This window comes from Mesorhizobium sp. M0174 (assembly GCF_040322275.1).
In the GTDB taxonomy this organism is placed as follows: Bacteria; Pseudomonadota; Alphaproteobacteria; order Rhizobiales; family Rhizobiaceae; genus Mesorhizobium.
On record NZ_JAMYTB010000006.1, the window covers coordinates 120,962 to 144,788 of the forward strand.

The following is a 23,827-nucleotide window of genomic DNA, read 5'->3' on the forward strand; positions in this document are numbered from 1 at the left end:
TTTCAATGACTGACGCATTCACCTTCAAGGTGCTGGCGACCGAGGGCAGGGCGCGGCGTGGTGCAATCACCATGCCGCGCGGGGAAATCCGCACGCCTGCCTTCATGCCGGTCGGTACCGGCGGCACGGTGAAGGCGATGTATATGGATCAGGTGCGCGGCGTTGGCTCGGACATCATCCTCGGCAACACCTATCATCTGATGCTGAGGCCCGGCGCCGAGCGCGTGGCACGGCTCGGCGGCCTGCACGAATTCGCCCGCTGGCCGTATCCGATCCTGACTGACAGCGGCGGCTTCCAGGTGATGTCGCTGTCGAAGCTGAGGAAACTGACCGAGAACGGCGTGACCTTCCGTTCGCATATCGACGGCGGCGCCTTCGAGATGTCGCCGGAGCGTTCGATTGAGATCCAGGGGCTGCTCGATTCCGACATCCAGATGCAGCTCGACGAATGCACGGCTCTGCCGGCCAAGCAGAACGAGATCGAGCGTGCCATGGAGTTGTCGTTGCGCTGGGCCGAGCGTTGCAAGACGGCATTCGGCGAGCAGCCCGGCAAGGCGATGTTCGGCATTGTGCAAGGCGGCGACGTGCCGGATCTGCGGCTGCGCTCGGCGCAGGCGCTGAAGGCAATGGAGCTGAAGGGCTACGCGATCGGCGGGCTGGCTGTCGGCGAGCCGCAAGCGGTGATGCTGGAGATGCTCGACATCACTTGCCCGGAGCTGCCGGCTGACCGGCCGCGCTACCTGATGGGCGTCGGCACCCCGGACGACATTTTGAAGTCGGTGGCGCGCGGCATCGACATGTTCGACTGCGTGATGCCGACGCGGGCAGGGCGCCACGGCCTTGCATATACACGGCGCGGCAAGGTCAATCTGCGCAACGCCCGCCATGCCGACGATCCGCGTCCGCTCGATGAGGAAAGCGACTGCCCGGCCGCACGCGACTATTCGCGCGCCTATCTGCACCATCTGGTGCGCTCGCAAGAGGCGCTTGGGGCGATGCTCCTGACCTGGAACAATCTGTCCTATTACCAGCAGCTGATGCGCGACATTCGTGAAGCGATCGAAGCTGGCAGGTTGGAAGCACGCTCAGCTGAGATTTCCGAAGGCTGGAGGCGGGGCGATCTCCCAGTGAGGTGATCGAAGGCTCAAGTGCTGAGCGACACGGACGCGCGCAGGCTGCAGCCGGTGATCCGAAAGCTGCCGTCGGGCTGCTGCTCGAGCGTATAGACCGCTTCATAGTCCTTGCCGTCCGGTCCGACGATCAGCACCTGCTGGATGATCGAGGTCGGGCTCGTCTCACGAACCTTGCCGAAAGAGTAGGTCTGCGGCTGGCGCACCGGCGGATAGCCGTTGGTCACCATGTTCATGAAGGTATCGACGGTCGGAAAGAGGCGCTTCACATTCGGTGCGGCAAAGCTGTAGGCCGTCATTCCGTCATTGGCGATGAAGGCCCTCAACTGACCATCGATGACCGTCTGCGCCGCTTTGACTTCGGCGTCGCCAGCAAAGGCCTGGGATGCGAAAATGAATGGAACGACTGCGAATGCGAAAAACGCGCGGCGCATGGCCTGTCTCCGTTGTCCCCGAGAAATCGCTGCCTGAAGGTACATGATACCATACGCTTTGCCATGCTTCAGGGTTTCAGCCGAGCGTAAACATTCGGCGTAGCAGTCCGCGTCCGAGCCGAGAAAGCATTGTCGAGGCGAGACAGCCTGAGCGATTGGCGATGCTTGAAAGCCGGGCGGCAGTCTGCCACAAGGGCCGCTCGATTAGAGCGTGCGATGTTGGACAGGACCAGGCAATGAAGGCATTTTTCGTGCAGATAAAGTGCGATCTGGGCAAGGCCTACGACGTTGCCAGCGCCCTGGCCGATGCCGAGATTGCTTCGGAAATCTACTCGACAGCCGGCAACTACGACCTGCTCGCCAAATTCTATGTCGACGACGAGGAAGACATCGGCCACTTCGTCAACGAGAAAGTGCAGATTCTCCCGGGCATCAAAGATACGTTTACGGTCGTCACCTTTCGCGCGTTTTGATCTCCATCCGACATTTGCCCGGACACCAGGCAAAGCCTGATCAAGGCCCTATTGGTGCTGCCTTAATTTTAGGCAACCGCGATATACTGATCGCCGGCGCCCGCCAAATCGCCGATTGCGCTTGATTTTCTCCAGCGAGGCCAGTGAAATGGCGTCACAGGGGAGTATGCGATTGGCAGCGTTCGACGAAATGCTTCCGGAAGTTTCCGGGCTGAGAAAACCGTATTCGGCTTACGATCGCTGGCTGAAGGAACAGGACCCGGCCAGACTTACCGAGAAGATGCAGGACGCCGAACGCGTCTTTCGCAAGACAGGCATCACTTTCGCCGTCTATGGCGAGCAGGAAGCATCGGAGCGGCTGATACCCTTCGACATCGTTCCGCGCATCATTTCGGGCAATGAATGGCGACGGCTGACGCAAGGCATCGAGCAGCGCGTCCAGGCGCTGAACGCCTTTCTCGACGACATCTACCATCGCCAGGAGATCTTGCGCGCCGGCCGGGTGCCGAAGGAGTTGATCGCCAGGAACGAGGCGTTCCTGCCCGAGATGATCGGGGTGCGGCCGCCGGCCGGCGTCTATACCCACATCATCGGCGTCGACATCGTACGCATTAGCGAGAACGAGTTCTACGTACTGGAGGACAATGCGCGCACGCCGTCCGGCGTCTCCTACATGCTGGAGAACCGCGAGACGATGATGCAGCTGTTTCCCGAGTTGTTCCAGCAGATCAAGGTGCGGCCGGTGGAGAATTATCCGCAGCTCCTGCGCCAGTCGCTGGCGGCGGTACGGCCGCAAAGCACCAAGGGCACGCCGACGATTGCCGTGCTGACGCCGGGCAGCTTCAACTCGGCCTATTTCGAACATGCCTTCCTTGCCGACCAGATGGGCGTGCAACTCGTCGAAGGGCAGGATCTGCGCGTCGTCGATGGCCATGTCGCGATGCGCACGACCGAGGGGTACAAGCAGATCGACGTGCTTTACCGGCGTGTCGACGACTCGTTCCTCGATCCGCTGACCTTCCGCCCCGACTCGGCACTTGGCGTGCCGGGCATTATGGACGTCTACCGCGCCGGCAATATCACGATCGCCAATGCGCCGGGAACCGGCATCGCTGACGACAAGGCGATCTATTCGTACATGCCCGAGATCGTCGAATTCTACACCGGCCGCAAGGCGATGCTCGGCAACATCCCGACCTGGCGCTGCTCGGAGCCGGACAGCCTGAAATACGTGCTCGAGCACATCGATGAACTGGTCATCAAGGAGGTCCACGGGTCCGGCGGCTACGGCATGCTGGTCGGTCCGGCGGCGACCAAGAAGGAATGCGAGGATTTTTCGAAAAAGCTCGCGGCAAAACCATCGAACTACATTGCTCAGCCGACGCTGGCGCTGTCGACCTGTCCGATCCTGACGGACAAGGGGCTGTCGCCGCGCCATGTCGATCTGCGCCCCTATGTGCTGGTTTCCGACCGTATCCAGATCGTGCCCGGCGGGCTGACCCGAGTAGCGCTCAAGGAAGGCTCGCTGGTCGTCAATTCCTCGCAAGGCGGGGGCACAAAGGATACGTGGGTGTTGGATGATTAGAGTGGAAGTAGTGAATAGTGAATAGTGAATAGATAAGGATATATGTTGTTGATGTTGGTGAAATGCCCTGAAGTGAAGCACGCGGCATCGTGGCCTAAAGTCTGGATAGTCACCATTCACCGTCCACCATCCACCATTCGCCACAGGACCGCCTGACATGCTTCTCGGTCGCACCGCCAACGGGCTCTATTGGATGAACCGCTATATCGAGCGGGCGGAAAACATGGCGCGGCTGGTGGACGCCGGCTTGCGCATGGCGCTAACCCGTACTCAGAACGCTTCGGAGGAGTGGAATTCGGTGCTGCTCAGCGCCGGTTCGGACGCCAGCTTCACGCAGAAATATTCCGACTACACCGCCGCCAATGTCGCCGACTATCTGCTGCGCGACACATCGAACCCGTCGAGCACGATGTCGTCTATCGAAACGGCCCGTAACAATGCTCGCATGGTGCGTACCGCGTTGACGCGTGAAACCTGGGAAAGCATCAACGAAGCCTGGATGTCGCTGAAGCGGATGCTAGCCAAGCCGATCGACGAGCGCGACCTGCCCAACGCGCTCGACGCAATCAAACGCGAGACGGCGCTGATCCGCGGCTCGTTCTACGGCACGATGCTGCGCAATGAGATTTTCGATTTTTCGCAGCTCGGCACTTATGTCGAACGCGCCGACAACACTGCCCGCATCCTGGACGTGAAGTACTACGTGCTGTTACCGTCGATTTCCTGGGTCGGCTCGACGCTCGACAACTACCAGTGGGAATCGATCCTCCGCTCGGTATCGGCGCACCGCTCCTACCGCTGGGTCTATGACGCCGACTACAAGCCGAGCAACATCGCCGACTATCTGATCCTCAACGTCCGCATGCCGCGCTCGCTGACCTTTTGCTACCGCTTCCTGACGGAGCATCTCAAATTCCTGGGTGACGACTATGGTGAGCGCCACGCCTGCCATGCGACGGCTGCCAAGACCCAGGCCATGCTTACGGCCGGCTCGATCAAGGATATTTTCGACGCTGGCCTGCATGAATTCCTGGCCAATTTCATCCGCGACAACACCAGACTCGGCGACGAGATCGCGCAGGATTACAGGTTCTATTGAGCATGACCCCAAAAAGCGGACGCCGGTTTTCGGAAAAGCTCATGCTCCAGGGACGAGTGCGATGCGGCTGAAGATCACCCACCGGACCGAATACCGCTACGATGCGCCGGTGCATTATTTGTTGCAGCGTTTGCGGCTGCTCCCGGTGAACGGGCGCACCCAGACGGTACTGTCCTGGGCGCTGAAGATCGAAGGCGCACGCGAGGAAGTGCGCTTCACCGACCATTTCGGCAATGATACCCGGCTGTTGAGCGTCGAGGGTGAGCGCGACTTCATCACCGTCGAAGCAGCCGGCGAAGTGGTGACGCGCGACACCGCCGGCGTCTGCGGGCCGCACCAGGGTTTCGTGCCGCTCTGGCTGTTCGGCCACGAAACGCCGCTGACGACGATCGGCAGCGGCATTCGCGAGCTTGCTGCCTCGGTCGGCAAGGGCACCGACATCGAAAGGCTGCACCGGTTGATGGCGATGATCGGCGAGCGCGTCGCTTATACGCCGGGCACCACCAACGCGACGACGCCGGCCGAAGAGGCCCTGGCGCTCAAGACCGGCGTTTGCCAGGACCACAGCCACATCTTCGTTGCGGCGGCGCGCGCCATGGATTTTCCCGCGCGCTATGTCAGTGGCTATCTGATGATGAATGCAGCGATCGAGCAGGCGGCAAGCCACGCCTGGGCCGAGGCGCATGTCTCGGGCCTCGGCTGGGTCGCCTTCGACGTCGCCAACGGCATTTCTCCCGACGAGCGTTATGTAAAGGTGGCGACTGGCCGCGATTATCGCGACGCCACACCGGTATCGGGAATTCGGCTGGGACAGGCGGAAGAACAGCTTGCCGTCACCGTCACCGTGGAGCAGTAATCTCCGCCAAGATTGTTGCCAAAGAGATTCGATGACCTATTGCGTCGGGCTGAAGATCGATCGCGGGCTCGTGTTCATGTCGGACACGCGCACCAACGCCGGCATGGATTCGATCTCGACCTTCAGGAAGATGCATGTCTGGGAAGAGCCGGGCGAGCGCGTCATCGTTTTGATGTCGGCCGGCAATCTGGCGACGACGCAGGCCGTAGTCAGCCTGCTCGACGAACGCACCAAGGCAGTGGCGGAGCGCCGTGCCACGCTGCTCGAAACGCCTTCCATGTACCAGACAGTGCGGCTGGTCGGAGACACCGTCAAGGAGGTCATCGCCAGTTCGTCGCCGGCGGGCGAAAAGGCGGATTCCTATTTCAACGCCTCCTTCATCCTCGGCGGTCAGATCAAGGGCAGCGCGCCGCGCCTGTTCATGATCTATCCGGAAGGCAATTTCATCGAATCCACCGACGACACGCCGTTCTTCCAGATAGGTGAGACCAAATACGGCAAGCCGATCATCATCCGCGCTTATGAAAGGACGATGAGTTTCGCCGAGACGGTGAAGTTGCTGCTTGTGTCGTTCGACTCGACGCTGAAGTCGAACCTGTCGGTCGGCCTGCCGCTCGACCTGCTGTTCTATGAAAAGGACACCTTCAAGGTTGGCCTCAAAAAGCGAATAACCCAGGATGATCAATATTATCGCACGATCTCGGATAGCTGGTCGAACGCGCTGAAGACTGCCTTTGCCAGCTTGCCTGATTTTCCCGAATGAAAACCTTCGTTTTTCGTGCTCTTTGATGGCGGCTCGACGAGGCGCTACGGAGGCGAAGATGAATAGCAACGAATTCCGCGAATGGTCGCTGCGAGCGGCCGAATGGGGCGCCGACTACAGAGACAGCCTTCGCGAAAGACCGGTGCGGCCGTTTGTCGAGCCGGGCGAAATCTTCAAAAGCATCGATGTTGCGCCGCCGGAAAACGGCGAAACGATGCAGGCAATCTTCGCCGATTTCGAGCAAAAGATTCTGCCGGGCATGACGCACTGGCAGCATCCGCGTTTCTTCGCCTATTTCCCGGCCAATGCGGCACCGGCCTCGGTCGTGGCCGAGTATCTGGTTTCCGCCATGGCCGCGCAATGCATGCTTTGGCAGACCTCGCCGGCGGCAACCGAACTCGAGACGCGTGTCGTCGACTGGATGCGGCAGGCGCTTGGTCTGCCGGAGGGATTTTCCGGCGTCATGCAGGATTCGGCTTCATCGGCGACGCTTGCCGCCGTGCTGACCATTCGCGAGCGCGCGCTCGACTGGCAAGGTAACAAGAACGGCTTGCAAGGCCAGCCGGTCGTGCGAGTCTATTCTTCCGGCCAAGTCCATACTTCCATCGACCGGGCGATCTGGGTGTCGGGCATCGGCGAGGCGAACCTCGTGCGCATTCCGGTCGCCGGACGCTTCCGCGCCATGCAGACGGCGGCTCTGGAAGCAGCGATCGTCACCGACCGCAAAAACGGCATGCTGCCGGCGGGGATCATCGCCAGCGTCGGTGGCACAAGTACCGGCGGCACCGACGATGTGGCGGCTGTTGCCGCGGTAGCTAAGCGGCACGGGCTCTACCTGCATGTCGATGCCGCATGGGCTGGCTCCGCCATGATCTGCCCCGAGTTCCGGCATTTCTGGGCAGGCGCCGAACATGCGGATTCCATTGTCTTCAACCCGCATAAATGGCTGGGCGCACAGTTCGATTGCTCGATGCAGTTCATCCGTCAGCCGGAAGACCTCGTGCGCACGCTGGCGATCAAGCCCGAATTCCTCAAGACGCATGGCCGCGACGGAGTCATCAACTACTCCGAATGGTCGGTGCCGCTTGGCCGGAGGTTCCGCGCGCTGAAACTTTGGTTCCTGCTGCGTGCACATGGCTTGGAAAATCTGCGGACCATGGTCCGCAACCATGTCGCCTGGAGCGAGAGCCTCGCCGCAAGGCTGGCAAAGGAACCGGATTTCGAGATCGTCACGGAGCCGATGCTGTCGCTGTTCTCGTTCCGGCATCTCGCGGCTGCGGGCGCCGACTCTGACGAGCACAATTTGCGGTTGGTCAGCGCGATCAACGATGACGGCCGCATCTATCTGACGCAAACCCGGGTGGACGGGAAGGTGGCGATCCGCTTTCAGGTCGGACAATTCGAAACGACTGCGGCGGATGTCGATACTGCTTTCGAGGTCATTACTGAAATTGCGCGTGGCCTGGGTTGACCGGCATCATCGAGGTTGCGCCGGGGCTCTTCTTGCAGTCACCTGATCTTCCTGTTCATGGCTTTCGTTTTCCGTTATAGACAAGTAAAACGAAAACGAGAGGTTGCTAGATGTATCTGTCGCCGCGTCATTCCGAAATCATCCAGATGGCCAAGGACCATGGCCGCGTACTGGTCGAGGAGTTGGCGACGCATTTCAACGTGACGCCGCAGACGATCCGCAAGGATCTCAACGATCTCTGCGACCAGCGGCTTTTGTCTCGCATTCATGGCGGGGCATTGTTCCCGTCCGGCATCGAGAACATGGAGTATGAGGCTCGGCGCAAGATCGCCGCCGAGGAGAAGGAGGCGATCGGCCGCGCAGCAGCCCGGCTGATCCCCGACAACGCGTCTCTTTTCATCAATATCGGGACGACGACGGAAGCTGTCAGCAAGTCGCTGCTCGATCACAGCGGCTTGATGGTCATCACCAATAACATCAATGTTGCCAACAGGATGCGCGTATATCCTTCGATCGAGGTGGTGATCGCCGGCGGTGTCGTACGCGGTTCCGACGGCGGTGTGGTCGGCGAGGCAGCAGTCGATTTCATCCGGCAGTTCAAGGTCGATTTTGCGGTGATCGGCGCCTCGGCCATCGATCATGACGGCGCACTGCTCGACTTTGATTTTCGCGAGGTGAAGGTCGCGCAGGCGATCATCGCCAACGCGCGGCATGTGATCCTCGTGTCGGACCAGACCAAATTCGAGCGCACCGCGCCCGTCCGCATCGGCCATCTGTCGCAGGTAAACACCTTTATCACCGATCGTTGCGACATCCCATCGGTGCGTAGGATCTGCCAGGAGGCAGAAGTTCAGCTGATCGAAACGTCGCTCTCCTAGAGATGCCGTTGCGGCATCTGTGGCCAATCATATTTCGTTTGACATTCGTTATCATTTCGAAATAATTCCCGTACGGTTTCGCAAGAACCCAAAAATGCCGCAATGCGAAATCGAGGGAGGACTCTTTGGGCGCATCACCGATCCATGACATTTTCGTCATCGGTGGCGGCATCAATGGCTGCGGTATCGCCCGCGATGCCGTGGGGCGTGGGTTTTCGGTATTTCTTGCCGAGATGAACGATCTGGCCAGCGGAACCTCTTCCGGTTCGACCAAACTGATCCATGGCGGCTTGCGCTATCTCGAATTCTACGAGTTCCGCCTGGTGCGCGAAGCGCTGATGGAACGCGAGGTCCTGTGGAGGAACGCGCCGCATATCATCTGGCCGATGCGCTTCGTGCTGCCATACGCCAAGGGGCTGCGTCCGGCCTGGCTGATCCGGCTCGGGCTTTTCCTCTACGATCATATTGGCGGGCGCAAATTGCTGCCGCCGACGAAAACGCTGGACATGGCCAAGGATCCGGCCGGCAAGCCGCTGAAGCCGCTGTTTCGAAAGGCGTTCGAATATTCGGACGGTTGGGTCAACGATGCCCGGCTGGTTGTGTTGAACGCCCGCGACGCTGCCGAGCGCGGCGCAACCATTCGAACCCGAACAAAGGTCGTCAGCGCACGCCGCGAAGGCAATCTCTGGACGGTCAGGCTTGAAAACGTGCGGACCGGCGATACCGAGGAGGTCAAGGCGCGGCTGCTGGTCAATGCCGCCGGCCCGTGGGTGGATCAGGTGCTGTCGGCCACCGTCGGCTTGAACGACGTGCACAATGTCCGCCTCGTGCAAGGCAGCCACATCGTCGTTGGCAAGAAATTCGACGACCCACGCGCCTATTTCTTTCAGAACAAGGACGGGCGCATCATTTTCGCCATCCCCTATGAAGACGAGTTCACGCTCATCGGCACCACCGACCGGGACTATCCCGGCGATCCGCACGACGTCAGGATCAGTGATGCCGAGATCGACTATCTCTGCGCTGCGGCAAGCGAATATTTCGCGCAGCCGGTCAAGCCGTCGGATATCGTCTGGACCTATTCCGCGGTGCGCCCGCTCTACGACGATGGCGCCTCAAAGGCGCAGGAAGCCACCCGCGACTATGTGCTGAAGGCCGATGGAGGCGAGGGTGCCGCCCCGATCGTCAATGCCTTTGGCGGCAAGATCACCACCTACCGCCGATTGTCGGAATCGATGCTGGAGAAGATCGAGGGTTTTCTCGGCAAGCGCGGTAAGCCATGGACGGCAAACGCGCCGCTGCCCGGCGGTGACTTTCCCGTCACCGGCTTCGATACCGAGGTGGCGAAACTGAAAACGGCGTACCCGTTCCTCGACGCCCGGCTGGCCCGCCGGTTGACCCGGCTCTACGGCACCCGCGCAAGGAAGCTGCTAGGCCTCGCCAAGTCGAACGTCGATCTTGGCCGCAACTTCGGCGCCGATCTGTACGAAGCCGAAGTGCGCTACCTCGCCGAAAACGAATGGGCGATGACTGCCGAGGATGTATTGTGGCGCCGGACCAAGCGCGGCCTGCGTCTCAGCCGTGAGCAGGCCGCAGTGCTCGACGAGTTCATGCGCGGAATAAGCCGGCAGCACGTAGCGGCTGCCGAATAGGGACGGCCGACTGATGCAGAAAGCCTGGGAGGAGGCATCATGCTTGAACTGAGAAACGTGACGAAGACGGTGGGTGCGGCGGAACATATCCGCGATGTCTCGCTGACGCTTCAGCACGGCTCGCTCAACGTCCTGCTCGGGCCGACGCTCTCTGGCAAGACCAGCCTGATGCGGTTGATGGCGGGCCTCGACGTGCCGACCTCGGGCTCGGTCTGGTTCGATGGCAAGGATGTCACCGGCATGCCGGTGCAAAAGCGCAACGTCGCCATGGTCTACCAGCAATTCATCAATTATCCGGCGATGACGGTCTACGAAAACATCGCCTCACCGCTGCGGGTAGCCGGCACGGATCAGGCAACGATCGACAGGGAGGTGCGCAATGCGGCCGCCCTTCTCAAACTCACGACCTATCTCGACCGGACGCCTCTCAGTCTGTCGGGCGGCCAGCAGCAGCGCACCGCGCTGGCCCGCGCCATCGTCAAGAATGCCAGCCTCGTGCTGCTCGACGAGCCGCTCGCCAATCTCGACTACAAGCTGCGTGAAGAATTACGCGCGGAACTGCCGAAAGTCTTCGCGGCCGCCGGCACAATCTTTGTTTATGCCACGACCGAGCCGCACGAGGCCTTGCTGCTCGGCGGCAACACGGCAACGCTTTCCGAGGGCAGCATCACCCAGTTCGGGCCGACCATCGAAGTGTTCCGCAAACCGGTCGATCTGGTGACGGCGAGGACCTTCGCCGATCCGCCGCTCAACACCATCGTGCTTGCCAAGAAGGGCCTGGATTTCCTGCTCGAGGGCGGTGTGAAATTGCCGGTGCCGGCGGAACTCTTCGGCATTGCCGATGCGATCTATACGATCGGCTTCCAGCCGCATCATCTGTCCCTCGATCGGCCCAACGCCGCCGCAGTGCCGGTGCGCGCAAAGGTGACGATCACTGAGATCACCGGATCGGAAAGCTTCATCCATCTCGATTTTGCCGATGCGCGCTGGGTCATGCTGACCCACGGCATTCGCGACTTCGAGCCGGACGAGGAGGTCGAGGTGTTTATCGACCCGCGCCACATCATGGTCTTCGACGAGCACGGCCGCGCCGTGGCCGCGCCGAAGCTGGCGGCTTAGGAGGAAGCGATGGCGCGCATCGATGTCAATCATATCCGCCACTCCTATCTGCAGAACCCGCGCACGGATGCCGATTTCGCGTTGAAGGAAGTGCACCACACCTTCGAGGATGGCGGCGCTTATGCGCTGCTCGGCCCGTCCGGCTGCGGCAAGACTACGTTGCTCAACATCATTTCGGGATTGCTGCATCCCTCGCACGGCCAGTTGCTGTTCAACAGCAGGAACGTGACCAATCTGTCGACCCAAGAGCGCAACATCGCCCAGGTCTTCCAGTTCCCGGTGATCTACGACACGATGACGGTCTACGACAATCTGGCGTTCCCGCTGCGCAATCGCGGCGTGCCGGAAGCCGACGTCGACCGTAAGGTGCGCGAAACGCTGGAGATGATCGGGCTGGCCGATATGGCCAAACGAAAGGCGCGCGGACTGACCGCTGACCAGAAGCAGAAAATTTCGCTCGGACGCGGGCTGGTGCGCTCCGACGTAAATGCCATCCTGTTCGACGAGCCTTTGACCGTCATCGACCCGCATATGAAATGGATGCTGCGCTCCCAGTTGAAGCAGCTTCACCGCCGCTTCGGCTACACCATGGTCTATGTCACGCACGACCAGACCGAGGCCTTGACCTTCGCCGACAGGGTGGTCGTCATGTATGACGGCGAAATCGTGCAGATCGGCACACCGGCAGAACTGTTTGAGCGCCCGCGCCACACCTTTGTTGGCTATTTCATCGGCTCGCCCGGCATGAACGTCATGCCGGTGGCGATCGACGGCAAGACTGCGCGGCTGGGCTCGCAGCAGATCGAACTGCCGGGCGTGCCTAAGGCCGGTGGCGGCGCCATCGAGCTCGGCATCCGTCCCGAATATGTGCGCCTGGGCAGCCAGGGCATGGCCGTCCGGATCAGCAAGGTCGAGGACGTCGGCCGCCACAAGGTGGTCCGTGCCAATCTCGAAGGGCGCGAGATCGCCGCCGTCATCGGCGAGGACGAGACAGTTCCGGCTGATCCGAAGGTGCGGTTCGACCCAGCCGGCATCAACATCTATGCCGATTCCTGGCGCGTCGAGATGGGGGCCTGAAGTGGAAAAGACCTGGAACAACAGAGCCTGGTTCCTGGTGCTGCCGGTGTTGCTGCTGGTGGCGTTCTCGGCGGTCATACCGCTGATGACGGTCGTCAATTATTCGGTGCAGGACACTTTCGGCAATAACGTCTTCTTCTGGGCCGGCACGGAATGGTTCGAGGAACTGCTTTCCTCGAGCCGCTTCTGGCAGGCGATGATCCGCAACCTTGTCTTCTCCTTTATCATCCTGGCGATCGAAGTGCCGCTCGGCATCTTCATTGCGCTCAATATGCCGAAGAAGGGTTGGGGCGTGCCTGTGTGCCTTGTTTTGATGGCGTTGCCGCTGCTGATCCCGTGGAACGTCGTCGGCACCATCTGGCAGGTGTTCGGGCGCAACGACATTGGCCTGCTCGGCTATTACGTCAACGCGCTCGGCATCGACTATAATTATGTGCAAGACCCATATGACGCCTGGGTCACGGTCATCATCATGGACGTCTGGCATTGGACCAGCCTCGTCGTCCTGCTCTGCTATGCCGGCCTGGTCTCGATCCCGGATGCCTTTTATCAGGCAGCCAAGATCGACGGTGCCTCGCGCTGGGCGGTGTTCCGCTACATCCAGTTGCCGAAGATGAACCGCGTGCTGCTGATCGCCGTGCTGCTGCGCTTCATGGATAGCTTCATGATCTACACGGAGCCGTTCGTGGTCACCGGTGGCGGCCCCGGCAACTCGACGACCTTTCTTTCGATTGATCTCGTCAAGACCGCGCTCGGTCAGTTCGACCTCGGCCCGGCGGCGGCGATGTCGCTGGTCTACTTCCTTATCGTCCTGCTGTTGTCGTGGGTGTTCTACACCGTGATGACCAATTACGACGCGGAGCGTTGAGATGAGCCGCACCGAAGAGAGAGCCGATAGGGTGAGCGAGACGACAGCTTCGGAAGGGCTCGCCAGCACGCTACGACAGGACGAGATCGCACGGCTGATGCGCCGTCGCGGCGAGGAGTCGCGCTGGTGGTGGATCGTGCCGACGCTCTACATCGTCGTTCTGCTTTTGCCGATCTACTGGCTCATCAATATGAGCTTCAAGACCAATGGCGAGATCGTCTCGTCGCTGACTCTCTACCCGCACGCGCCGACATTGGCGAATTACCGCACCATCTTCACCGACGCGTCCTGGTATTCGGGCTACATCAACTCGATCACCTATGTGGTTATGAACATGGTGATTTCGGTGGCTGCGGCACTGCCTGCTGCCTATGCTTTTTCGCGCTATCGCTTCCTCGGCGACAAGCATCTGTTCTTCTGGCTGCTGACCAACCGCATGGCGCCGCCGGCGGTGTTCGCGCTGCCATTCTTCCAGCTTTATTCGGCCTTCGGCCTTATCGACACCCATATCGCCGTGGCTCTGGCGCATTGCCTGTTCAACGTGCCGCTGGCGGTGTGGATCCTCGAAGGCTTCATGTCGGGCGTGCCCAAGGAGATCGACGAGACCGCCTATATCGACGGCTATTCGTTCCCGCGCTTCTTCATCAAGATCTTCATGCCGCTGATTGCGAGCGGCATCGGCGTGGCGTGCTTCTTCTGCTTCATGTTCTCGTGGGTGGAGCTCTTGATCGCCCGCACGCTGACGACCACGGATGCCAAGCCGATCGCCGCGACCATGACCCGCACCGTTTCGGCCGCCGGTATGGATTGGGGGTTGCTTGCCGCCGCCGGCGTGCTGACGCTGATTCCCGGCGCGCTCGTCATCTGGTTTGTGCGCAACTACATCGCCAAGGGCTTTGCCCTGGGGAGGGTATGATGGAGCAGGTCGACAGAAGCCCATGGTGGTGGGCCGTGCTGTTTCTTGCCCTGGTCGTCGTGGCCTGGGTGGCACTTCAAATCGATTTCGTGGCGATAACGGTGGGCTTCAGCGACCCGGCCAATATCCGCCTGTGGGGATTTAACCTCTCGTCCAACCTCGATTTTTCGTGGATGGCCTGGACGTGGCCGACCGCGGCCTTCTTTGGAACCATCTTTCTGCTGCTTTGCGGCATGGCGGTGTGGGAATACGTCTCGCCGGGCGGCAATCCGCGCGTCGGCGTGCTGCGCTTCGAAACGACGCGCGGCGACCGCCTGTTCCTGTCGCTGCTGGGCAGCGCCTTTATCCATCTCGCTTGGCTGGGTCTAGTCGGACCCAATCTGTGGTGGGCTCTCGCTCTCTCCGTGGTCTTCGCCGTCGGCGTGTTCCGCTACGTATAGAGGGGGAAACTGTTGGAACGGCGGCGTGCCGGCCGCCGATCCAGATCGCACTTTGAACTTTAACAGTGGAGGAAATACATGCGACGGCAATTCTTGACATCAACAACTGCGCTTGTCCTGTTGCTAGGGGCAAGCAATGCCTATGCCGGAATGGACGAGGCCAAGGCCTTCCTGGACAAGGAAATTGGCGACCTCTCGACGCTCGACCGTGCCGGCCAGGAAGCCGAAATGCAATGGTTCATCGATGCCGCGAAACCTTTCGCCGGCATGGATATCAAGGTGGTCTCCGAAACTATCGCCACGCATCAGTATGAATCGCAGGTGCTTGCGCCGGCCTTTACGGCCATCACCGGCATCAAGGTCACGCATGACGTCATCCAGGAAGGCGACGTCGTCGAGAAGATCCAGACCCAGATGCAGACCGGCCAGAACCTCTATGACGGCTGGGTCAACGATTCCGATCTGATCGGCACGCACTGGCGCTACCAGCAGGTGCGCAACCTGACCGACTGGATGGCAGGCGACGGCAAGGATGTCACCAACCCGAATCTCGACCTGAAGGATTTCATCGGCACCTCGTTCACCACCGCGCCCGACAAGAAGCTCTACCAGCTTCCCGACCAGCAGTTCGCGAACCTCTACTGGTTCCGTTACGACTGGTTCAACGACGAGAAGAACAAGGCGGACTTCAAGGCCAAATACGGCTACGACCTCGGCGTGCCGGTCAATTGGTCGGCCTATGAGGACATCGCCGAGTTCTTCACCGGCCGCGAGATCGATGGCAAGAAGGTCTACGGCCATATGGATTATGGCAAGAAGGACCCGTCGCTCGGCTGGCGGTTCACCGACGCATGGCTGTCGATGGCCGGCAATGGCGACAAGGGCATTCCGAACGGTCTGCCCGTCGACGAATGGGGCATCAAGGTCGACGAGAATTCGCGTCCGGTGGGTTCCTGCACGGCGCGCGGCGGCGACACCAATGGCCCGGCTTCTGTCTACGCCATCCAGAAGTACCTCGATTGGCTGAAGGCCTATGCACCGGCGGAAGCCCAGGGCATGACCTTCTCCGAGTCAGGGCCGGTGCCGGCGCAGGGCGCGGTTGCCCAGCAGATCTTCTGGTATACCGCCTTCACCGCCAGCATGGTCGACGCCAGCGCCAAGGCGGTGCTGAACGACGACGGCACGCCGAAGTGGCGCATGGCGCCGTCGCCGCATGGCGTCTATTGGAAGGACGGTATGAAGCTCGGCTATCAGGACGTCGGTTCCTGGACGCTGATGAAGTCGACGCCGACCGACCGCGCCAAGGCCGCCTGGCTCTACGCGCAGTTCGTCACCTCGAAGACGGTCGACGTGAAGAAGAGCCATGTCGGCCTGACCTTCATCCGCGAGAGCACGATCCACGACAAGAGCTTCACCGAACGTGCGCCAAAGCTCGGCGGCTTGATCGAGTTCTACCGCTCGCCGGCACGCGTCCAGTGGTCCCCGACCGGCACCAACGTGCCGGACTATCCGAAGCTGGCACAGCTCTGGTGGCAGGCGATCGGCGATGCTTCGTCGGGCGCCAAGAGCGCGCAAGAAGCAATGGACTCGCTCTGTGCCGAGCAGGAAAAGGTGATGAGCCGCATCGAGAAGTCGGGCGTCCAGGGCGATATCGGCCCGAAGATGGCCGAAGAGCATGACCTCGCCTACTGGAACGCCGATGCGGTCAAGAAGGGCAATCTCGCTCCTCAGCTCAAGATCGAGAACGAGAAGGAAAAACCGGTCACCATCAACTATGACGAGCTGGTGAAGAGCTGGCAGCAATAGGGCTGTTTGATGCGGGCGTTCGCGCCCGCATCGCCATACTCAGGGGAGGCGGCATGTTGCCGTCTCCCCTGTTTGCGTGAACGGCTCCGCGCCATCGGGCGTCGAGACATCGCAGCACCTTGAATTCGCTTCGACGGGAGAGAGAATGACCGGATATATCCTCGCAATCGACCAGGGCACGACATCGAGCCGGGCGATCCTGTTCGACGACAAGATGAAGGTCGTCGGCAGCGGGCAAAAGGAATTCACCCAGTATTATCCGGCCTCCGGCTGGGTCGAGCATGATCCCGAGGAAATCTGGTCAAGCGTCGTGGAAACGGTGAGGGCCGCGCTGAAGACAGCCGGCCGCAACGCAGCGGACGTCGCCGCGATCGGCATCACCAACCAGCGCGAAACCGTCGTCATCTGGGACAAGGAGACCGGCGAGCCGGTTCACAACGCGATTGTCTGGCAGGACCGCCGCACCGCGCCGCTATGCCAGAAACTGAAGAAGCTGGGGTTGGAGAAGAAATTCACGAAAAAGACCGGCCTGCTGCTCGATCCCTATTTCTCCGGCACCAAGATCGCCTGGATGCTGGACAAGGTGAAGGGCGCCAGAAAACGCGCCGAGAAGGGCGAACTGCTGGCCGGCACCATCGACAGTTTTCTGATTTGGCGCCTGACTGGCGGCAAGGTCCACGCCACTGACGCCACCAATGCCTCGCGCACGCTGGTCTACAACATCGAACAAAACGCCTGGGATGACGAGTTGCTGGCCATTCTTGGCATACCTGCAAGAATGATGCCGCAGGTGAAAGACTGTGCCGATGATTTTGGAATCACCGACAAAAGTCTGTTCGGCACAGAGATCAGAATCCTCGGTGTGGCCGGCGACCAGCATGCGGCGGCGATCGGCCAGGCCTGTTTCGAGCCGGGCATGATGAAATCGACCTACGGCACCGGTTGCTTCGCGCTGCTCAACACCGGCAGCGATCTGGTGCGTTCGAAGAACCGGCTTTTGACCACCATCGCCTACAGGCTGAGCGGCAAGACCACCTATGCACTGGAGGGCTCTATCTTTATCGCCGGCGCCGCCGTGCAGTGGCTGCGGGACGGCATCAAGGTGATCGGCAAGGCCGAGCAGAGCGGCAAATTGGCGGCGGAGGCCGATCCGACGCAGAATGTCTATCTGGTGCCGGCTTTCGTCGGGCTCGGCGCACCGCACTGGGATGCCGAGGCGCGGGGCGCCATCTTCGGGCTGACCCGCAATTCGGGGCCGGCGGAATTTGCCCGCGCGGCGCTGGAATCCGTTGCGTTCCAAACGCGCGATCTGCTCGACGCTATGCGCAAGGACTGGAAGGGCGCTTCGGCCAAGACTGTGCTCAGGGTCGATGGCGGCATGGTGGCGTCGGACTGGACCATGCAGCGGCTGGCCGACATTCTCGATGCGCCGGTCGACCGGCCGACAATTCTCGAGACGACCGCGCTTGGTGCGGCATGGCTGGCCGGCTCGAAGGCCGGTGCCTGGCCGAAGGCGCGGGAATTCGCCAGGAGTTGGGCGCTCGAGCGCCGGTTCAAGCCGGAGATGGATGCTTCGACACGTGCCGCCAAGCTGGCAGGTTGGCGCCACGCTGTGCGCAGGACGCTAAGCGTGCAATAAGCAGGGATGGCACCGGCTTCGCACCCATGAAAAACCCGCGCCGTTGCGGGCGCGGGCTTACAGTCTCTAATCACGACTCAGTAAGGCGATCGGCACTGCCGGCGCGGACCGTAATTGGGCTGGTAGGTGTTGTCAGAGGCACGATAGCTCCGATAATGGTCATAGCACCACTGCACATGGGCATCGCCGCGATAGACACGATTCTGGTTGTTGATGATAGCGCCGGTAATCAGCGCACCGGTGGCGAAAGCGGCCAGCGGGAACCAGTAGTCGCCATGGCGGCGATAGCCGCGACGATATTCGCGATAGCCGCGATGGCCACGCCAATACATGCCGTCGTCACGCGCAAAACTGCGCCGGGAGAAATCGCGACGCGAGAAATCGCGATTGAAATTCCGGTGCCTCCGCCACGGCTCGTACTGGACGGTCTGGACATTCGAGGTGAGCCCTTGGGCAGGGGGCGCATAGCTGGGCTGAGCGTTGACTGGCACGATCTCCGCGGCAGCGAATGAGATCGAAAGGGTGGTCGCCAGCAGGCTCGACATGATCCTATTCATGATCTTCTCCTTGAAACGCGTGTCCCTTGTCGCGGAAAAACGGGCAGGCTGCGCAAATTGTTCCGCTAAGAATCCCAAGTTGCTGATCTGCAAAGGTTCTCTCGATTCGCTGCTTGCGCTTGTCCCGCCAAGCGCGAGCTTCGCCCTTGCGCGAGACGGAGGCAATTCCGTCAACGCCGAAGCGCACCGCACGGCATGATGACGCGGCAGGAAGGTCCGGTCTGGGAGCCGTCTTTTTCCGGTTGACCGGCAGAGGCACTCTCCCTATGTTCCGCGCAATTTCGAGGGCGGCCTTTCTGAGCCCGCGGGAGCGCGTAGCTCAGCCGGTAGAGCAACTGACTTTTAATCAGTAGGTCATGGGTTCGAATCCCATCGCGCTCACCAAATCCAGAGGGTACGACCCGGTACGACCCGGAGACATGGGTAACAGTTTGTACCTACGACATGGGTGACAGCCTCGTGCCGAACGCATGCAGTGGCGTTAGCCGCCCGCGCCATCGTCCATCATCGTGCCGGTGAGCGCCTCATAGGCTCTGCTGCACACCTGAGAACCCGGACAATCCTTCACGATAAGCACTGGCGCCACGGTAAGAACCGCCGCGGCAAGGATTTGCAGGAAAAGACCGACGGCGCTTACCTTCCTGCCGAACGCGCCGGCCAGGAAAAAGTAGAGACCCTGGGCCATGCAGGCTGCCGTCAGAATGTCCAGAAGCGTGCTGGTCGCTCTTGCAAAGGGCGTTATGTAGCCGTCGGGAAAACCCGACATGCCGAGATCCATCGACCATTGCAGCGCCAGCATGACGCTCAGAGCTGACCAGACAAGGGCCGTCATACGAGTGAACAGCGTCTGCTTTGGTTTGTTGCTCGGATCGGCCATCGGATCACGTCGGAATTGCTTGCCGGGACATGCGCAAGTTCTGGGTCAAATCAGTGAGACGTTGCCGCCGGCATGGCGTTCGAGCCGGGCGGCGAGGTCGAGCTCCAGCAGCACCATGAACACTTGGGCGGGATGCAGGCCGGTGTGGCGGATGATCTCGTCCACTGATACCGGCGTCGGGCCGAGCGCTTCGACGACGCGGTCGCGATCGTCCTCGCGCGGCGGCGGTGTTGCCGAAAAGTCGGGCGGCTCTTCAAGCGGCGATGTCCTTGGCGACCAGCCGCCGACCAGCGGCGCTATGGCACTGGTGATATCGGCGGCCTCGGTCACAAGGGTGGCGCCGTCCTTGAGCAGGCCATTGGCGCCGGCGGCGCGCGGATCGAGCGGTGAACCGGGAACGGCGAAAACCAGCCGCCCCATCTCGCCGGCGAGGCGGGCGCTGATCAGCGAGCCGGAGCGCTGTGCGGCCTCGACCACCACCAATCCCAATGCAGCACCGGCGACGAGACGGTTGCGGCGCGGAAAGTCCTGTGCGCGCGGCTGCCAGCCAAACGGCATTTCGGAAATGATGGCGCCGCCATGCTCGGCGATCTCGTCGCACAGGTCGGCATTTTCGGGCGGGTAGGGCAAATCGAGGCCGCCGGCGAGCACGCCGATCGTGCCGGTCGAAAGGCTGCCCTGGTGCGCGGCTGTATCGATGCCGCGCGCCAGGCCGGAAACAATGCCATAACCGTCGCGGCCGAGATCCGCCGCCAGCATCCGCGCCATCTTGATGCCTGCCAGCGATGCGTTGCGCGCGCCGACGATAGCGACCGCTGGCAACCGGAACACCGCGCTGTTGCCCCTGACCGCGAGCAGCGGCGGCGGATGATCCATGCTTTTCATCAGCGGTGGATAATCCGTCTCGCCGATGCCGACGAAGCGGGCGCCGGCCCGCCGGGCCGTCTCCAGCTCCGCCTCGACCTCGGCAATGGACGGGATGCGGACGATTTTTTTGGCGCCACCCGAAATCATCAGCTCGGGCAGCATCGACAATGCTGCTTCGGCCGAACCGAACCGGTTGATCAGGTCGCGAAAGGAAGCCGGGCCGACATTCGGCGTGCGGATCAGACGAAGCCAGCTCAGCCGCTGCCGGTCGCTGAGGCGCGGCCCGGCGTCGGGCTCGCTCACTCCTTGGCCCCGATCTTACCCTCGGTGCCGGCAAGCAGCCGCGCAATGTTGGCGCGGTGCTTTACGATGACGATGAGGCTCATCGCCGCGAAAAGCCCGGCAATCTGCTGGGTGCTCAGGAAATACAGGGCAACGGGCACGACGACCGCTGCCGTCAGTGCCGCAAGCGAGGAGAAGCGGAACAGGAAGGCCACCGCCAGCCAGACGACGGCGAAGATCAGCGCCACTTGCCAGGCAAGGCCGATCAGCACGCCGAGGTAAGTGGCGACACCCTTGCCCCCCTTGAAGCCGAGCCAGACCGGAAAAAGATGACCTGAAAACGCGCCGAATCCGGCCCAAAGTCCGAGCTCGGGCGCAAAGCGGCCCGCGATCAACACCGCCGCGGTGCCCTTCAGCGCATCGAGCAGCAGCGTGGCCGCGGCCAAGCCCTTGTTGCCGGTGCGCAGCACATTGGTGGCGCCGATGTTGCCGGAGCCGATGTTGCGCACGTCGCCGAGGCCGGCGGCACGGGTGATCAGCAGGCCAAACGGGATCGAGCCGAGAAGATAGCCGAACACCAATGCCAAGACGGGACTGTAAACCATTGTTCCCCCGAACTTTCCTTGGCTGAGCGAAGTTGAAGACGTGACACCCGCTTCGTCCTAGGCCGAAAACACTGTGCGGCCCGCCACCATCGTTTGCAAGACCTTGCCTTGCAGTCGCGCGCCTTCGAAACAGGTGTTTTTCGAGCGTGAGCGGATGCCGCTCTCGCTAACGACCCATGGCTCGTCCAGATCGACGAGCGCAAGGTCGGCCAATGCCCCCGGTTTCAGCGTGCCGCCGGGCAGGCTGAACAATCTTGCCGGCGCGGTCGACAGTGTCTCGATCAGCCGCAGCAGCATCACGTCGCCATTGTGATAGAGCCGCAGCGCTGCGCCTAACAGCGTTTCCAGCCCGATGGCGCCGGCCGCAGCATCGGCAAAGGGCAGGCGCTTGGTGTCGACGTCCTGCGGGTCGTGCGAGGAGACGATGAGGTCGATGGTGCCGTCCTTGATCGCTTCGATCATCGCCAGCCGGTCTTCCTCGGCGCGCAGCGGCGGCGTCAGTCGGAAGAAGGTGCGGTACTCGCCGACATCGTTCTCGTTGAGCGACAGATTGTGGATCGACACGCCTGATGTGACATTGGCGCCGTCGGCCTTGGCTCGCGTCACAGCAGCCGCCGCCATCGCCGTCGAGATCTTGGCCGCGTGATAGGCGCCGCCGGTCAGCCGCGCCAGCGCCAGATCGCGCTCCAGCGGGATGGATTCGGCCTCGCGCGGAATACCGGCAAGGCCGAGCCAACTTGCATATAGGCCTTCATTCATCACGCCTGACGAGGCGAGATCGGCATCCTGGGTTTCGTGGGCGATCACGCCACCGAAATCGCGCGCATAGGTCAGCGCCCGGCGCATCACCAGCGCGCTGGATATGGTGTGGCGACCGTCAGTGAAGGCGACCGCGCCGGCTTCGAGGAGCAGGCCGAACTCGGTCATCTCACGGCCTTCGAGACCCTTGGTGATCGCCGCTGCCGGAAAGATGTTGACTATGGCTGTATCCTTGGCGGTGCGCAGCACAAACTCGACCAATGCGACATTGTCGATCACCGGGTCGGTATCGGGCATCATCACAATCGAGGTTACGCCGCCGGCCGCTGCCGCCACGCTGGCCGAGGCGATGGTCTCCCGGTGTTCGCCGCCCGGTTCGCCGATGAAGACACGCGCATCGATCAGGCCGGGGATGATCGCCTTGCCGGCGCACTCGATCATCGTGGCGGCTTCGGGCGCGCCCTGGTTCAAGGCCGCCTTGCCAGCGGCAACAATTTTGCGCCCTTCGACGATGACGGTGCCGATCTCATCGATGCCGCGCGATGGGTCGACGATGCGGGCGCGGCTGAAGACCGTTATGCTCATCGGCACCGACCCTCGTGGTTTCGACGCGGGTCGAGCAGCGCTTCCATCACCGCCATGCGTACGGCGACGCCCATCTCAACCTGTTCCTGGATGACGCTTTGCGGGCCGTCGGCGATCTCCGAGGCGATCTCGACGCCGCGGTTCATCGGGCCGGGATGCATAACCAGCGCACCGTCCTTGGCCGCCTTCAGCTTCTCGGCGTCGAGGCCGAAATAGCGGAAATATTCGCGCACCGACGGTACGAAAGCGCCTTCCATGCGTTCGCGCTGCAGGCGCAGCATCATTACCACGTCGGCGTCCTTCAGACCCTCGGCCATGGAACGGGTGACGATGACGCCCATCTTCTCGATGCCGGCGGGCAAAAGCGTCGAAGGGGCGACGACCCTGACCTGGGCACCAAGCGCGTTGAGCAGGATGATATTGGAGCGGGCCACGCGCGAATGCAGGATGTCGCCGCAGATCGCCACGATCAGCTTCGACAGCGGACCCTTGGCGCGGCGGATGGTCAGTGCGTCGAGCAGCGCCTGGGTAGGATGCTCATGGGCGCCGTCGCCGGCATTGACCACCGAGCAGCCGACTTTTTGGGCAAGAAGTGCTGCCGCGCCGGCCGATTGATGGCGGATGATCAATATGTCGGGACGCATGGCATTCAGCGTCATCGCAGTATCGATCAGCGTCTCGCCCTTTTTCACCGAAGAGCTCGCTACGGACATGTTCATGACGTCGGCGCCGAGCCGTTTGCCGGCCAGCTCGAACGACGATTGCGTACGGGTCGAGGCTTCGTAGAACAGATTGATCTGGGTGCGGCCGCGCAGCGTCGATGTCTTCTTGTCCGATTGCCGCGAGATGGCAACGGCCTGGTCCGCCCGGTCGAGCAGAAGCTCGATGTCGGCGGGGGAAAGATCGCGGATGCCCAGAAGATGGCGGTGGGGATAAAGTGGCAGGGACGATGCGTCGGTCATCTCAAGTCGCTGCTATAGGGGGGAGGCTCCGCGGCTGCAAGCATCGGCTTGGGATTGGATCGGTTCTCCCCGGTATTTTCGTCGCGCGCCGCTGGCCATAGGCTATAAACCGCCTTGGCTTTGGATT

General features: G+C 61.6%; 23 protein-coding genes and 1 tRNA gene. 17 read left to right on the plus strand and 7 right to left on the minus strand.

The window, feature by feature from the left end:
• Positions 1–5 precede the first annotated feature (5 nt).
• Positions 6–1,136, plus strand: a complete 1,131-nt coding sequence (gene tgt, locus NKJ13_RS14710) for a tRNA guanosine(34) transglycosylase Tgt (RefSeq protein WP_352736590.1) — start codon at positions 6–8, stop codon at positions 1,134–1,136.
• An 8-nt stretch (positions 1,137–1,144) separates the two neighbouring features.
• Here the strand turns inward: tgt and NKJ13_RS14715 are convergent, their stop codons facing one another.
• Positions 1,145–1,564: a DUF4864 domain-containing protein gene (locus NKJ13_RS14715; protein ID WP_352736588.1), complete on the minus strand. Its 420-nt coding sequence runs from the start codon at positions 1,562–1,564 to the stop codon at positions 1,145–1,147.
• Positions 1,565–1,800: 236 nt separating this feature from the next.
• Here NKJ13_RS14715 and NKJ13_RS14720 point away from each other — a divergent pair, with 236 nt between their 5' ends.
• The 15 genes from NKJ13_RS14720 to glpK all read left to right on the plus strand — a co-directional run bounded on the left by NKJ13_RS14720 (position 1,801) and on the right by glpK (position 18,206).
• Positions 1,801–2,037 carry an Lrp/AsnC ligand binding domain-containing protein gene (locus NKJ13_RS14720; protein WP_023674883.1) on the plus strand — a complete coding sequence of 79 codons (237 nt, stop codon included), beginning with the start codon at positions 1,801–1,803 and terminating at the stop codon, positions 2,035–2,037.
• A 172-nt stretch (positions 2,038–2,209) separates the two neighbouring features.
• Entirely contained in the window at positions 2,210–3,622 is a 1,413-nt protein-coding gene (locus NKJ13_RS14725; protein WP_352736586.1) for a circularly permuted type 2 ATP-grasp protein, read from the plus strand.
• A gap of 157 nt (positions 3,623–3,779) precedes the next feature.
• Positions 3,780–4,721, plus strand: a complete 942-nt coding sequence (locus NKJ13_RS14730; protein WP_023674885.1) for an alpha-E domain-containing protein — start codon at positions 3,780–3,782, stop codon at positions 4,719–4,721.
• A 61-nt stretch (positions 4,722–4,782) separates the two neighbouring features.
• A complete protein-coding gene (locus NKJ13_RS14735) occupies positions 4,783–5,577 on the plus strand; it encodes a transglutaminase family protein (protein ID WP_254817355.1) in 795 nt (264 codons plus the stop codon).
• A 31-nt stretch (positions 5,578–5,608) separates the two neighbouring features.
• Positions 5,609–6,340 carry a proteasome-type protease gene (locus tag NKJ13_RS14740; RefSeq protein ID WP_254817354.1) on the plus strand — a complete coding sequence of 244 codons (732 nt, stop codon included), beginning with the start codon at positions 5,609–5,611 and terminating at the stop codon, positions 6,338–6,340.
• A gap of 58 nt (positions 6,341–6,398) precedes the next feature.
• Positions 6,399–7,811, plus strand: a complete 1,413-nt coding sequence (locus tag NKJ13_RS14745; RefSeq protein WP_352736584.1) for a pyridoxal phosphate-dependent decarboxylase family protein — start codon at positions 6,399–6,401, stop codon at positions 7,809–7,811.
• Between the two features lie 110 nt (positions 7,812–7,921).
• A complete protein-coding gene (locus tag NKJ13_RS14750; protein ID WP_352478957.1) occupies positions 7,922–8,689 on the plus strand; it encodes a DeoR/GlpR family DNA-binding transcription regulator in 768 nt (255 codons plus the stop codon).
• 125 nt (positions 8,690–8,814) lie between these two features.
• Positions 8,815–10,341 carry a glycerol-3-phosphate dehydrogenase gene (gene glpD / locus NKJ13_RS14755; RefSeq protein WP_352645606.1) on the plus strand — a complete coding sequence of 509 codons (1,527 nt, stop codon included), beginning with the start codon at positions 8,815–8,817 and terminating at the stop codon, positions 10,339–10,341.
• A gap of 39 nt (positions 10,342–10,380) precedes the next feature.
• The gene (locus NKJ13_RS14760) at positions 10,381–11,460 is read left to right on the plus strand and encodes an ABC transporter ATP-binding protein (RefSeq protein WP_352736582.1); all 1,080 of its coding nucleotides are present in this window, start codon (positions 10,381–10,383) and stop codon (positions 11,458–11,460) included.
• 9 nt (positions 11,461–11,469) lie between these two features.
• Positions 11,470–12,537: an ABC transporter ATP-binding protein gene (locus NKJ13_RS14765; RefSeq protein ID WP_352705486.1), complete on the plus strand. Its 1,068-nt coding sequence runs from the start codon at positions 11,470–11,472 to the stop codon at positions 12,535–12,537.
• A 1-nt stretch (position 12,538) separates the two neighbouring features.
• Positions 12,539–13,405 (plus strand): carbohydrate ABC transporter permease, encoded by an 867-nt coding sequence (locus NKJ13_RS14770; RefSeq protein ID WP_023674893.1) that lies wholly within the window; start codon positions 12,539–12,541, stop codon positions 13,403–13,405.
• A gap of 1 nt (position 13,406) precedes the next feature.
• Positions 13,407–14,321 carry a carbohydrate ABC transporter permease gene (locus tag NKJ13_RS14775; RefSeq protein WP_352478954.1) on the plus strand — a complete coding sequence of 305 codons (915 nt, stop codon included), beginning with the start codon at positions 13,407–13,409 and terminating at the stop codon, positions 14,319–14,321.
• A gap of 173 nt (positions 14,322–14,494) precedes the next feature.
• Positions 14,495–14,761 carry a DUF2160 domain-containing protein gene (locus NKJ13_RS14780; protein WP_352508493.1) on the plus strand — a complete coding sequence of 89 codons (267 nt, stop codon included), beginning with the start codon at positions 14,495–14,497 and terminating at the stop codon, positions 14,759–14,761.
• 78 nt (positions 14,762–14,839) lie between these two features.
• Positions 14,840–16,567, plus strand: a complete 1,728-nt coding sequence (locus tag NKJ13_RS14785; RefSeq protein WP_254817346.1) for an ABC transporter substrate-binding protein — start codon at positions 14,840–14,842, stop codon at positions 16,565–16,567.
• A 145-nt stretch (positions 16,568–16,712) separates the two neighbouring features.
• The gene (glpK, locus tag NKJ13_RS14790; protein WP_352736580.1) at positions 16,713–18,206 is read left to right on the plus strand and encodes a glycerol kinase GlpK; all 1,494 of its coding nucleotides are present in this window, start codon (positions 16,713–16,715) and stop codon (positions 18,204–18,206) included.
• A gap of 77 nt (positions 18,207–18,283) precedes the next feature.
• Here the strand turns inward: glpK and NKJ13_RS14795 are convergent, their stop codons facing one another.
• On the minus strand, positions 18,284–18,763 hold the full coding sequence (locus NKJ13_RS14795; RefSeq protein WP_352736578.1) for a BA14K family protein: 480 nt from the start codon (positions 18,761–18,763) through the stop codon (positions 18,284–18,286).
• A 308-nt stretch (positions 18,764–19,071) separates the two neighbouring features.
• On the opposite strand from NKJ13_RS14795, the gene NKJ13_RS14800 reads away from it, so the two are divergent.
• Positions 19,072–19,147, plus strand: a tRNA-Lys gene (locus tag NKJ13_RS14800).
• A 97-nt stretch (positions 19,148–19,244) separates the two neighbouring features.
• Here NKJ13_RS14800 and NKJ13_RS14805 read toward each other — a convergent pair.
• From NKJ13_RS14805 to NKJ13_RS14825, 5 genes are read right to left on the minus strand one after another with little or no spacing between them, the layout of a single operon-like run.
• Positions 19,245–19,640, minus strand: coding sequence for a hypothetical protein (locus NKJ13_RS14805; protein WP_352777856.1), 396 nt, complete (start codon positions 19,638–19,640; stop codon positions 19,245–19,247).
• 45 nt (positions 19,641–19,685) lie between these two features.
• Entirely contained in the window at positions 19,686–20,810 is a 1,125-nt protein-coding gene (gene dprA / locus NKJ13_RS14810; protein ID WP_352736574.1) for a DNA-processing protein DprA, read from the minus strand.
• Positions 20,807–21,394, minus strand: coding sequence for a glycerol-3-phosphate 1-O-acyltransferase PlsY (gene plsY, locus NKJ13_RS14815; RefSeq protein ID WP_254817341.1), 588 nt, complete (start codon positions 21,392–21,394; stop codon positions 20,807–20,809). The genes dprA and plsY overlap by 4 nt, the downstream gene beginning before the upstream one ends.
• Positions 21,395–21,451: 57 nt before the next feature.
• Positions 21,452–22,738 carry a dihydroorotase gene (locus tag NKJ13_RS14820; RefSeq protein WP_352736572.1) on the minus strand — a complete coding sequence of 429 codons (1,287 nt, stop codon included), beginning with the start codon at positions 22,736–22,738 and terminating at the stop codon, positions 21,452–21,454.
• Complete coding sequence (locus NKJ13_RS14825) at positions 22,735–23,700, minus strand: aspartate carbamoyltransferase catalytic subunit (protein WP_352736571.1); 966 nt, start codon at positions 23,698–23,700, stop codon at positions 22,735–22,737. The genes NKJ13_RS14820 and NKJ13_RS14825 overlap by 4 nt, the downstream gene beginning before the upstream one ends.
• Positions 23,701–23,827: the final 127 nt, after the last annotated feature.

Coding starts and splice junctions, on each gene's coding strand:
- tgt (WP_352736590.1), top strand. CDS start 6: ATGACTGACGCATTCACCTTCAAGGTGCTGGCGACCGAGGGCAGGGCG.
- NKJ13_RS14715 (WP_352736588.1), bottom strand. CDS start 1,564: ATGCGCCGCGCGTTTTTCGCATTCGCAGTCGTTCCATTCATTTTCGCA.
- NKJ13_RS14720 (WP_023674883.1), top strand. CDS start 1,801: ATGAAGGCATTTTTCGTGCAGATAAAGTGCGATCTGGGCAAGGCCTAC.
- NKJ13_RS14730 (WP_023674885.1), top strand. CDS start 3,780: ATGCTTCTCGGTCGCACCGCCAACGGGCTCTATTGGATGAACCGCTAT.
- NKJ13_RS14735 (WP_254817355.1), top strand. CDS start 4,783: ATGCGGCTGAAGATCACCCACCGGACCGAATACCGCTACGATGCGCCG.
- NKJ13_RS14740 (WP_254817354.1), top strand. CDS start 5,609: ATGACCTATTGCGTCGGGCTGAAGATCGATCGCGGGCTCGTGTTCATG.
- NKJ13_RS14745 (WP_352736584.1), top strand. CDS start 6,399: ATGAATAGCAACGAATTCCGCGAATGGTCGCTGCGAGCGGCCGAATGG.
- NKJ13_RS14750 (WP_352478957.1), top strand. CDS start 7,922: ATGTATCTGTCGCCGCGTCATTCCGAAATCATCCAGATGGCCAAGGAC.
- NKJ13_RS14760 (WP_352736582.1), top strand. CDS start 10,381: ATGCTTGAACTGAGAAACGTGACGAAGACGGTGGGTGCGGCGGAACAT.
- NKJ13_RS14765 (WP_352705486.1), top strand. CDS start 11,470: ATGGCGCGCATCGATGTCAATCATATCCGCCACTCCTATCTGCAGAAC.
- NKJ13_RS14775 (WP_352478954.1), top strand. CDS start 13,407: ATGAGCCGCACCGAAGAGAGAGCCGATAGGGTGAGCGAGACGACAGCT.
- NKJ13_RS14780 (WP_352508493.1), top strand. CDS start 14,495: ATGGCCTGGACGTGGCCGACCGCGGCCTTCTTTGGAACCATCTTTCTG.
- NKJ13_RS14785 (WP_254817346.1), top strand. CDS start 14,840: ATGCGACGGCAATTCTTGACATCAACAACTGCGCTTGTCCTGTTGCTA.
- glpK (WP_352736580.1), top strand. CDS start 16,713: ATGACCGGATATATCCTCGCAATCGACCAGGGCACGACATCGAGCCGG.
- NKJ13_RS14795 (WP_352736578.1), bottom strand. CDS start 18,763: ATGAATAGGATCATGTCGAGCCTGCTGGCGACCACCCTTTCGATCTCA.
- NKJ13_RS14805 (WP_352777856.1), bottom strand. CDS start 19,640: ATGGCCGATCCGAGCAACAAACCAAAGCAGACGCTGTTCACTCGTATG.
- plsY (WP_254817341.1), bottom strand. CDS start 21,394: ATGGTTTACAGTCCCGTCTTGGCATTGGTGTTCGGCTATCTTCTCGGC.
- NKJ13_RS14820 (WP_352736572.1), bottom strand. CDS start 22,738: ATGAGCATAACGGTCTTCAGCCGCGCCCGCATCGTCGACCCATCGCGC.
- NKJ13_RS14825 (WP_352736571.1), bottom strand. CDS start 23,700: ATGACCGACGCATCGTCCCTGCCACTTTATCCCCACCGCCATCTTCTG.